9 protein-coding genes are annotated in these 9,994 nt (G+C 28.6%); 1 reads left to right on the top strand and 8 read right to left on the bottom strand.

Features of this window, described 5'->3' with window-relative positions; all coding sequences use genetic code 11:
- The 6 genes from BM119_RS13260 to BM119_RS13235 all read right to left on the bottom strand — a co-directional run.
- On the bottom strand, positions 1–254 hold a 254-nt coding region (locus BM119_RS13260), incomplete at its 3' end, for a transposase (RefSeq protein WP_090042174.1).
- Between the two features lie 225 nt (positions 255–479).
- Positions 480–1,256 carry a GTP-sensing pleiotropic transcriptional regulator CodY gene (gene codY, locus BM119_RS13255; RefSeq protein ID WP_090042173.1) on the bottom strand — a complete coding sequence of 259 codons (777 nt, stop codon included), beginning with the start codon at positions 1,254–1,256 and terminating at the stop codon, positions 480–482.
- Between the two features lie 202 nt (positions 1,257–1,458).
- A complete protein-coding gene (gene topA, locus BM119_RS13250; RefSeq protein WP_090042171.1) occupies positions 1,459–3,561 on the bottom strand; it encodes a type I DNA topoisomerase in 2,103 nt (700 codons plus the stop codon).
- Positions 3,562–3,616: 55 nt separating this feature from the next.
- Complete coding sequence (dprA, locus tag BM119_RS13245) at positions 3,617–4,690, bottom strand: DNA-processing protein DprA (protein WP_177199422.1); 1,074 nt, start codon at positions 4,688–4,690, stop codon at positions 3,617–3,619.
- Between the two features lie 188 nt (positions 4,691–4,878).
- Positions 4,879–6,408, bottom strand: coding sequence for a YifB family Mg chelatase-like AAA ATPase (locus BM119_RS13240; protein ID WP_090042168.1), 1,530 nt, complete (start codon positions 6,406–6,408; stop codon positions 4,879–4,881).
- Positions 6,409–6,449: 41 nt separating this feature from the next.
- Positions 6,450–7,691, bottom strand: coding sequence for an MFS transporter (locus BM119_RS13235; RefSeq protein WP_090042167.1), 1,242 nt, complete (start codon positions 7,689–7,691; stop codon positions 6,450–6,452).
- A gap of 127 nt (positions 7,692–7,818) precedes the next feature.
- Here BM119_RS13235 and BM119_RS13230 point away from each other — a divergent pair, with 127 nt between their 5' ends.
- The gene (locus tag BM119_RS13230) at positions 7,819–8,190 is read left to right on the top strand and encodes a YraN family protein (RefSeq protein ID WP_090042165.1); all 372 of its coding nucleotides are present in this window, start codon (positions 7,819–7,821) and stop codon (positions 8,188–8,190) included.
- On the opposite strand, the gene BM119_RS13225 is transcribed toward BM119_RS13230, so the two are convergent.
- Both BM119_RS13225 and ylqF read right to left on the bottom strand, forming a co-directional pair.
- Positions 8,187–9,008 (bottom strand): ribonuclease HII, encoded by an 822-nt coding sequence (locus BM119_RS13225; protein ID WP_090042164.1) that lies wholly within the window; start codon positions 9,006–9,008, stop codon positions 8,187–8,189. The two genes, BM119_RS13230 and BM119_RS13225, sit on opposite strands and share 4 nt — an antisense overlap.
- Before the next feature lie 13 nt (positions 9,009–9,021).
- Complete coding sequence (gene ylqF, locus BM119_RS13220) at positions 9,022–9,867, bottom strand: ribosome biogenesis GTPase YlqF (RefSeq protein ID WP_090042162.1); 846 nt, start codon at positions 9,865–9,867, stop codon at positions 9,022–9,024.
- Between the last annotated feature and the right edge of the window lie 127 nt (positions 9,868–9,994).

Below are 9,994 nucleotides of genomic sequence, written 5' to 3'. Positions count from 1 at the left end.
TCTTGGTCTTTAATCTTTTCAATAGCTTTTTTATACTCTTTTTTATAATTAGGTATTATTTCATTATTCTTAGGCTCTTTTGGCTCTAATGTTTGAGAATAACGACGATAATTATTAACCCATCTACTTAATAATTGGGGATTTAAGTCGTACCTTTTAGCAATTAAAATATTGCTTCCTGATTCTAAAACTTCCTTAACAAATGAAACTCTTTGATCTTCTGAAAACTTTCTTGTAAATCTTTTTTTCTCCATGCCTTAGACCTCCTAATCATCTTAAAACTATTTTACTTTGTTTGAGTAAACATTGTCCATTCTAATTAAGGGGCCTATAGGCTATAGGCTTGTCACTTACCACTTGCAACTTATAACTGTTTTAAAAATCTCTTTAGCCCTAAGTTTTATAAGTATTTTAGCATCAAAAATTCCTATACATAAATAAAAACATAGGATTACTTTAAAAGTAATCCTATGTTTTTATTATTTTATCTTTTTTAATTCATCTATTAATTTTTCATTTAATATTCTTATATGTGTACCCTTCATACCTAGTGATCTAGATTCTATAACTCCAGCACTCTCAAATTTTCTTAGTGCATTAACTATAACTGATCTAGTTATTCCAACTTTATCAGCTATTTTAGAAGCTACAAGTAATCCCTCTGGACCATCTAATTCATTAAATATATGTTCAACAGCTTCAAGTTCTGAATAAGATAGAGTTCCAATAGCAAGTTGAACTACCGCTTTCTTTCTTGCTTCCTCTTCTATTTGATCTTGTTTAGCTCTTAACATTTCCATTCCTACTATAGTAGCACTATATTCTACTATTACTAAATCTTCATCAGTAAATGGTTCTCCAAATCTAGCTAATAATAATGTACCTATTCTTTCCCTATTTCCAACTATAGGTACTATTGTTGATAACTTTCCTTGGGTATCACATTCTCCTTCCATTTCAAAAACACATTCGCCTTTGTTTGGAAGATTAGCTAATGTATCATTTACATTTAATAACTTAGAATTGTACTCTTCTGGAAATCTTCCTTCTGATAAAACCTTGTTTTTTACTACTTCGCACTCGAATCCATTTGAAAAATTATGTCCTAAGATCTTACCTTTTCTGCTTACTATATAACCGTTACAATTTAAAACTTCACTTAGTAATTTGCAGATGTCATCAAAAACCACTGGCTCTGTACCTGATTTTTGTAATATTTTATTTAACATTCTTGTTTTGTATAATAATGTGGACATTTTTTTTCCTCCTTGCTCTCCTTAGTTTTACGATTAATGCTGTTTCTAGCTGTATGTCATATGTGTACCTCAAATTAATACACAATTCCGAATCTTTAAAAATAATCAAATTTTTAGAATTGTTTTTCGCTCACCTAACTATGATAACATAACAACATTTCTATTTCAACTATATTTTTTTATTTTCGACAATTTATTTATATTAACTATTACTTTTTTTATCCTCACTATTATTTTCTAAAAATTCTTTGTTTTTACATTCACTATTTGCACACTCTAAGTACTCACCTTTTGCCTTGCTATATTTTTTCAACATATAAGTACCGCAAACTTCACATTTTTTTGTAGAAGGTTCTTGCCAACTTACAAAGTTGCATTCTGGATAATTAGAACATCCATAAAACTTTCTTCCCTTTTTACTTCTTTTTAAAACTACTTTACCATTGCATACTGGACAAGGAGCTTCTATTTCTTCTACTATAGGCTTAGTATTCTTACACTCTGGATAACCCGGACAAGCCAAGAATTCTCCAAACCTTCCTTTTTTTATAACCATAAGTTTTCCACATTTATCACATGGAACATCACTTACCTTATCTTCTATAGTAACTTTAGAAATTTCTTTTTCAGCAATCTCTAAATTAACTTTTAATGGAGTAAAGAACTCATTAACTACATTTTTCCATGTCTCATTTCCTTCTTCTATATGATCTAGTTTAAGTTCCATTCCAGCTGTAAATTCTACATCTACTATTTGTTTAAAATACTCTTCCATTATATTATTTACTATTTTCCCTAGTTCTGTAGGTATTAAAGTCTTCTTTTCTCTTTCTACATATCTTCTTTGTAACAATGTAGATATTGTAGGCACATAAGTACTTGGTCTACCTATTCCCTTTTCTTCTAAAAGTTTTACAAAACTAGCCTCTGAAAATCTTGCTGGTGGTTGAGTAAAGTGTTGTTTTTCTTCTATTTTGTTGCTCTTCAAGATTTCTTTTTCTTCTAATTGTGGTAGTTTCGTACTTTCTTCTTCCTCTTCATTAGCATAATCATATATTTTCATAAATCCTTCAAAATTTAATGTAGATCCACTAGCCTTAAACTTATATTCTCCATTCTGAACATCAATTCCATATGAGTTTAATGTTGCAGATGCCATTTGGCTTGCTATAAATCTATTCCAAATAAGGGTATATAATTTATATTGCTCATCCTTAAGACTAGCTTTAGCTATTGCTGGTGTAACCTCTATATAACTTGGTCTTATAGCTTCATGAGCATCTTGTATGTTCTTTTTTGCTTTATATACTCTAGGTTCTTTAGGTAAATATTCCTTACCATAATTATTTTCTATAAAATTCAAAGCATTATTTTGAGCTTCTTCTGATATTCTCACAGAATCTGTTCTCATGTATGTTATAAGTCCTAATGTACCATGCCCTTTTATGTCAACTCCTTCATAAAGTTGTTGAGCTACTGACATAGTTCTTTTAGTTTGAAAATTAAGCTTTTTATATGCATCCTGTTGAAGAGTACTAGTTGTAAATGGTGCTAAAGGATTTTTATTTTTTATTGATTTTCTTATTTTACTTACTTCAAAACTTTCATTTTCAAGTTCCTTAACAATAACCTTACTTTCTTCTTCATTATTAATCTCTATTTTTTTTCCACATTTGCTATGTAGCTTAACTTTAAATTTGCTTTTTCCCTTTTGAAGCTCACATTGTATAGTCCAATACTCTTTAGCTTCAAATTTTTCAATTTCCTCTTCTCTATCACATACAATCTTCAATGCAGCTGATTGAACTCTTCCAGCACTTAATCCCCATTTTACATTTTTCCATAATATAGGGCTTATTTCATATCCAACCAATCTATCTAATATTCTTCTGGCTTGTTGAGCATCAACTAAATTTTTATTAATTGTTCTTGGACTCTTTATAGAATTTTGTACTGCGTTTTTTGTTATTTCATTAAATTCTATTCTACAAGTGTCATCTTCATTTATCTTTAGTACATTTGCTAAATGCCATGAAATAGCCTCTCCCTCTCTATCAGGGTCAGTTGCCAAATAAATTTTTTCACTTTTTTTAGCAAGTTTTCTTAGTTTATCTAATAGTTCTCCTTTTCCTCTTATAGTTATATATTTAGGATTGTATTCATTTTCTATGTCAACTCCTAATTGGCTCTTAGGAAGATCTCTAACATGTCCCATTGAAGCTTCTACAACAAAATTTTTGCCTAAATACTTACTTATTGTTTTTGCCTTTGCTGGTGATTCTACTATTACAAGTTTTTGTCCCATAAACTACTCCGCTAAAATTTTTACGGAGTATTCACCCCCCTGTACGTCTTATTAACTAAATTGATTTCACGTAAAAATTTCCATTTATACACAAAATTTTTTCTTCAAATTGCAACTCAAATAATAACTCATATAATACCTTTATGTCAATATTAGCTATTTTAACTATTGAATCTATATGAAGAGGTTCATTATTTAGTATATTGTATATTTTGTTCTTTAATTCACTATTCTTATACTTTCTTTCAACATTGTCAAATAATTTTTCTTTTTTGGTTATTTTTAATAGTTGAAAAAGATCTTCTATTTCTGTAAATGGGTATGCGCCATCTCTTATTAATTTATTGCATCCCTTACTAAGATTTGAATATATAGGTCCTGGTACTGCCATTACATCTTTACCTTGGCTTAAGGCGTGGGATACTGTTGTTAACGTACCACTTTTTTCCCCACCTTCAATAACTATAACTATTTCACTTAATCCACTTATCAATCTATTCCTTCTTGGAAAATTATAACTGAATGGTTGGGTTCCAGGAGTAAATTCACTTATTAACACTCCATTATTAATTAAATTTTCAAATAATTTATTGTTTTCTTTAGGATATATAATATCTATCCCACATCCTAATATAGCTGTTGTAAACAATTTATTTCTAATACATTGTTCATGGCAAATTGTATCTATACCCCTTGCCCCACCACTTATTACGTTTATATTATAATCACCTAATTCATTAATTATATACCTACTAACTTCTTTTCCGTATTGAGTACAATTACGTGCCCCAACTATAGCTATGTTTTTCTTGCTGTATATTTCCTCTAAATTACCTTTGTAAAACAATATAAATGGTGGTTCATCTACATTATAAAATTCTTTAGGGTAATTTTCATCTCCATAAATAGTATATTTAATATTTTCTTTGTTAATCGTATAGATTATATCATCAATCTTTTTTTTGTTAAAGCTTTTCAATAATTTTTCTCTTTCTTTTTCTGTTACCAAATTGTTTTTATTATTTATAATATCATAACATAATTTTTCTTTATCTTCATAAGCATTGTATAAATGAATTTTTCTTGAATTATTTAAAAGTGTTAAAGCAAACCATAAATCTAAATTCACATTATACCTCCTAATTATATAAATATTTTTCATTTTTAAAATTTTACTGATGAATTATAGAATACCAGCTAAAGAAGATTCGTTTCATAAACCCATATTAATTAAAAATACATTAAAGCCCTTAAATTTTAAATTTAAGAACTTTATACTTAAGTTGTTTTAATTTTAATAATTTAAAGTTTATAAATTCAAATTATTTCTTTATTAATAAATCTTCGATATTGCAATGCTTCTATTACATGACTTCGATTTATACTTTTACTTTCATCTAAATCTGCAATAGTTCTACTTATTTTTAATATTCTATCATAAACCCTAGCACTTATATCAAATTTTTTATATATTTTATCTAATAGATTCAGTGCATCACTACTAATATTACACTTATCCATTATATCTCTATGACTCATTTGCCCGTTGCAGAAAATTCTTTTATCTTTAAATCTTTCTAACTGTATTCCTCTAGCCTTTTCAACTCTAATTTTTATCTCCTTAGAACTTTCACTTTGTAAATTTTTATTTTGTAAGTTTTCAAGGGGAACCGGGGGAACAAAAACAAATAAATCCATACGTTCTAAAAGTGGCCCTGATAATCTACTTAAATATCTTTTTTTCTCATTTTCACTACATTTACATTGCTTAAAATAAGAATTCGACATTAAATACCCACATGGACAAGGATTCATTGAAGCTATAAGCATAAAATTAGCTGGATACTCCACTGTTCCTGTATTTCTTGATATAATTATTTTCTTTTCTTCCAACGGTTGTCTTAATACTTCTAATACATCTTTTTTAAACTCTAAAATTTCATCTAGATATAACACTCCATTATGAGCTAATGTTATTTCCCCTGGTTTTAATTTTGAACCACCACCTGATAAAGTAACCGTTGATGCTGTGTGATGAGGACTCCTAAAGGGTCTTTCTTCCCTTATTCCTTCATTTTCTTTTAATCCACCACAAACACTATATATTTTTGTAACTTCTAAGGCCTCTTCATAGCTTAAAGTTGGTAATATAGTAGGAACTCTATTAGCAAGCATTGATTTTCCACACCCTGGTTCTCCATATAAAAGAACGCTATGTCCTCCTGCACATGCTACTTCTAATGCCCTCTTTACACTTTCTTGTGCCACTACATCTTTAAAATCTATACCATTATCAATACTCTTGCTTTTTTCTTCTTTACTGTATGGCATAACATCTTTATATGTTATAAAACAAACTACTTCTTTTAATGTAGAAAAAGCATAAACTTTGCTTTCCTTTATAATTGAGGTTTCTTCTGCATTTTTTAGTGGTACTATAAAATTTTTTATTCCATTATCCCTTGCCTCAATTACTATTGGTAAAATGCCATTCACTTCTCTTAGTTCTCCATTTAGAGATAATTCTCCTAAAACCACAAAATCGTTTATCTCGAAATTATTTATTTGCCCTGTTATAAGTAAAATAGCTAATGCTATAGGTAAATCAAAATAAGTTCCTTCTTTTTTTATGTTTCCAGGTGCTAAATTTACTACAACTCTCCCTAAAGGAAATTCAAAACCACTATTAACTATAGCGCTCCTAACTCTCTCTCTTGATTCTTTAACAGATGCATCAGGAAGACCTACTATGGAAAAGGAAGGTAAAGACTTTATAAGATCAACCTCAACTTTAACCATCACTCCATCAATTCCTCTTATAGTTGCACTGTTTAAACTAATAGACATCTAATCACCTCATTGTAATTATTGCCATTAAATTTACTTTTCTAATCATTATTTTTACATCTTACAACCACATTTACCATAGTCAATAAAAATATTGATAATATACCACTAAAGATAAAAGCTTTTTGAGGCCCAAAGTTATTACAAATGGCTCCTGTAAACAGGCTTCCTATTGGAGTTACCCCTGAGAACAACATACTATATACACTCATAACCCTTCCTCTATATTCATCTTTAGAATTTAATTGTACTCTAGAATTTGCATTTGTAGAAAACATTACGTTAAAAACACCTATTAAAGCAAGAAACATTGCTAAAGTATAATATGATTTCAATATGCCAATAATTATTAATAATATAGACACCATATAAGATACAAACTGGATAAACTTTTCTTTTGGAGCCCCTTTTCTTTTAGTGGCCATAGTTAAAGCCCCTATTAAAGAACCAGCTCCCAAAGAAGACATTAAAAATCCATAAGATTTACTATCTAGACCTAACACTTCTGTAGAAAAAATAGGAATTAATACATTGTAGTTAAATGCAAATATACCCATTATTGTTATAACAGCAAAAGTTCTAACAAGTATTTTATTTTTAGAAATATATCTTAATCCTTCTTTTACATCATTTAATATATTTCCCTTGAAATTTTTCTTTGTTACTTTTGCTTTTATTCCTTGCATTTTATATATACCATAAAGTACTGGTATAAAACTAAACGCATTTATAAAATAGCAATATGCTATACCAAAATATCCTATTAAAAGACCACCTATTCCCGGTCCAACAATTCTTGCAGCATTAAATACTGTAGAATTTAGAGCTATTCCATTCATAAGGTCTTCTTTACCAACAAGCTCTACAACAAAAGATTGTCTAGTTGGAAAATCTATAGAATTTAGGCATCCTACTAAAAAAGCTATTATCATTAAATGCCAATATCTTATAGCATTTGTTTTAACTAATACACCTTGAAGAATAGCCATAAGCATAAGTCCACTTTGTGTAAATAACAATAATTTCTTTTTACTAAATCTATCTACTATAACTCCTGAGAATAACGAAAATAACAATAAAGGCGTGAATTGTAAGGCACTGATTATGCCTAAAAGAAGTGACGCATTCTTTGATGTAATTTGAAGTACTAACCACCCTTGAGTAGTATTTTGAATCCATGTCCCAATTAAAGATAAACATTGCCCAAACCAAAAATATCTAAAGTTTTTATGGGTTAAGGCTGGAAAGCTTTTCTTTGCTCCTATAGATACATTTTCTAGCATGTAATTTCCACCTACCATTCATAATCTTTACATTTAAATATTACCATAAAATAGAGTGGTTTTTATTGTTTAATACTAAAAGTGATATGCGTAAATTAAAATCTGTATAGTAAAGGAGGTGATTTTTGTGAAACAACACTTTAATAAATCTATTGGCTTTTATGGAGAATCTTTAGCATGTACTATACTAAAGTCCAATGGATATAAACTTTTAGAAAGAAATTTTTCCTGTAAATTTGGTGAAATAGATATCATTGCTTTAAAAGATCATATACTTTGTTTTATAGAAGTTAAAACAAGAACTTCCTCTAAATATGGCTTTCCATGCGAATCAATTAACTACTATAAGCAAAAAAAACTTGGAAGACTAGCTCAATTTTATGTAATAAAAAAAGGGCTAACCAACCATTTTTTAAGGTTTGATGCCCTTGAAATTTTCTTAAATTCAATTGATAACAACTATGATTTTAATTTAATTGAAAATGCAATATACTTTTAACCTATATAGTCTATGTTTTTTAAAAAACTTTCTCTATGTATAGGTGTTATTCCGTGTTTTTTTATTGCTTCTATATGATTTTTAGTTCCATACCCTGCATTGTTATAAAAATCATATTCAGGGTATTTTTTATGATATTCTTTCATTAGATTATCTCTATATACTTTCGCTATTATTGATGCACATGCAATAGATGCACTATGAGCATCACCTTTGATAACAGACTTGTTATCTATATCAAATCCTTTTATTAAATAGCCATCTGATAATACTAAATTAGGTTTTATAGTTAAAGATTCACACGCATCTTTAAAAACCTTGTTATTACAATAAGCTATCCCCTGAGTATCTATTTCTTCATTTGTACACAATTTAATACTATAACTTAAAGCTTTTTCTTTTATTATAATACTTAATTCTTCTCTTTTTTTCTCATTTAAAACCTTTGAATCATTTATGTAAAGTATAATATCACTTAAATCAACATTAATATCCAATATAACAGCTGCTGCAACTATAGGCCCTGCTAAAGGTCCTCTCCCAACTTCATCCACTCCAGCAACCATTAAGCCCATTCCATAGCTCTTATCAAAATCATAAAGTTTTTTTACCCTATTAATCTCATTAATATGCTTTTGAAATGCTTTTTCTAGTTTCATTCCTAATGAAAGCACATTTTTCCTGCTATCTTCATTAATAGTTTTTATAATTTTATCTATATCCTGCTTTTCTATTATTTCTACATTAACTTTATCTACAGCTTCCTTTAAATCCTTAAATTTTATTCCTTCAGTTGTTGTTAAATTTAATAAATCCATGCTGTTCCCCGCCTTATTGTGGATTTTCTAAAGATATATTACCAATTTTTCCGCCTCTAAACTCATCCAAAAGTATATTAGCTAATCTATTATAATCTATTACTCCACCTGCCATTATTGTTCCTCTCTTTTTACCTATAGCATCAAGGTTTTCAAGAGTATCTTCACTTAATTCTGTCAATTTATATCTTTCCATTAACTGCTTAGGATAAGTACTTTGAAGTCTTTCTACCAATTTTAATGAAAGCTCCTCTATATCCATAATTTCATCCTTTATAGCTCCTGTGAAAGCTAAATTTAATCCAACTTCTTGATCCTCAAATTTAGGCCATAATATTCCCGGAGTATCCATAAGTTCTATTCCTATTTTAGTTTTTATCCATTGTTTACTCTTAGTAACTCCTGGTCTATCTCCTGTCTTTGCAATATTATTTTTTGCCATTTTATTTATAAAAGATGATTTTCCTACATTAGGTATACCAACAACCATAGCTCTTATTGTTATATTTTGTAGGCCTTTTGCTCTAAGTCTATCATGTTTTTCTTTTAATAATTCTTCCATCATAGGCTTTATACTTTTAAGACCTTCACCTTTTACACAATTTACTTCTATAGCTCTAACATCATTTTTTGTTAAAGAGTTTAACCATTTTCTTGTTGTGTTTTTATCACATAGATCACTCTTGTTTAAAAGTATTATTCTAGGTTTATCCTTACATAATTCTTCTATTTCAGGATTTGAACTAGATTTTGGTATTCTAGCATCTCTAATTTCTATAACAGTGTCAACTAATTTTAAATTTTCTTTTATCTCTCTTCTAGTTTTAACCATATGCCCTGGAAACCAGTTTATAGCCATGATATTTCACATCCTTTTTATCTTTTTATATGAATGAATATTCGTTCTATATCATATATACATAATATAATAATTTTTTTATTGAAAGCTAAATATTAAAAAAAGGGGTGTTAAAAACCCCTTTTCA

This window comes from Clostridium frigidicarnis (assembly GCF_900111985.1).
Lineage (GTDB): Bacteria > Bacillota > Clostridia > Clostridiales > Clostridiaceae > Clostridium_Z > Clostridium_Z frigidicarnis.
Note: the sequence above shows the minus strand (reverse complement) of the source record. Positions and strands in the feature narration are given on the sequence as shown.

Bases quoted from the DNA above. Each gene is read 5' to 3' on its own strand.
- codY (WP_090042173.1), bottom strand. From the start codon at position 1,256: ATGTCCACATTATTATACAAAACAAGAATGTTAAATAAAATATTACAA.
- BM119_RS13240 (WP_090042168.1), bottom strand. From the start codon at position 6,408: ATGTCTATTAGTTTAAACAGTGCAACTATAAGAGGAATTGATGGAGTG.
- topA (WP_090042171.1), bottom strand. From the start codon at position 3,561: ATGGGACAAAAACTTGTAATAGTAGAATCACCAGCAAAGGCAAAAACA.
- BM119_RS13235 (WP_090042167.1), bottom strand. From the start codon at position 7,691: ATGCTAGAAAATGTATCTATAGGAGCAAAGAAAAGCTTTCCAGCCTTA.
- ylqF (WP_090042162.1), bottom strand. From the start codon at position 9,867: ATGGCTATAAACTGGTTTCCAGGGCATATGGTTAAAACTAGAAGAGAG.
- BM119_RS13225 (WP_090042164.1), bottom strand. From the start codon at position 9,008: ATGGATTTATTAAATTTAACAACAACTGAAGGAATAAAATTTAAGGAT.